The organism is Lactobacillus sp. N54.MGS-719 (assembly GCF_000980505.1).
GTDB classification, from domain to species: Bacteria; Bacillota; Bacilli; order Lactobacillales; family Lactobacillaceae; genus Lactobacillus; species Lactobacillus amylovorus.
The window spans coordinates 1-828 of the sequence record NZ_LARO01000133.1 but is presented as its reverse complement, the minus strand read 5'-3'; the positions used below and the strand labels follow the sequence as shown (position 1 = coordinate 828).

The following is an 828-nucleotide window of genomic DNA, read 5'->3' as shown; positions in this document are numbered from 1 at the left end:
TCATGCTTTACCGGCGTGGTAACGTACCGGAGACGTCTCAACCTACTATAAGAATTGTTAGTTCGGTGAGCTGCTAAAAGTGTTATTCAATAATTCAGGGTCTACTGGCTTCGCACTAACGCCAATTCACTGGAAGAATGAATTACCTACTCTTCTTTTTCATAGCTTTTTAATTTCTTTATATGTATTTAACAGTATTTTGCTCAAAAAAGCAAGCAATATTTGCTTATTTGAGAATGAATCCGTTTTTAATGCAAAATTTTGCTGTTAATATTCGGAAAATGCTTTAAAATATTTAATGATGTATAGAAAAATAAAGGAGTTTGACATGGGAAAACTTGAAAAACCCGTTATTATCGGAATTGCTGGTGGTTCAGGAAGTGGCAAAACTACCATTGCCCACGAGATTGCAGACAACATTAATGATACCGACCATGACCGTATCATGATCATGACGCAGGATTCATACTACAAGGACAACACCGGCGTATCAATGGAAGAAAGAATGAAGATCAACTACGATCACCCTGACGCTTTTGATATGCCATTACTTGAGGCACAACTTAGTCAATTGATGCACAGAAAGCCAATTGAAATGCCAACTTATGATTTCACTGCTCACACAAGAAGCGATGAAACCATTCACGTTGAACCTGCCGACATTATTATTCTAGAAGGTATCTTGGTTTTATTTAACGAAGACATCCGTAACTTAATGGATATCAAGGTTTACGTTGATACTGATGACGACATTCGTTTTATCCGTCGTCTTGAACGTGACATGAAGGAACGTGGTCGTTCACTTGATTCAGTTATCAACCAATACTT

1 protein-coding gene is annotated in these 828 nt (G+C 37.4%); it reads left to right on the top strand.

Annotated features, from left to right (window positions below; translation table 11 throughout):
- Nucleotides 1–328: 328 nt before the first annotated feature.
- A partial coding sequence (gene udk / locus WS44_RS09620) for a uridine kinase (RefSeq protein WP_046434131.1) occupies nt 329–828 on the top strand: 500 nt, incomplete at its 3' end.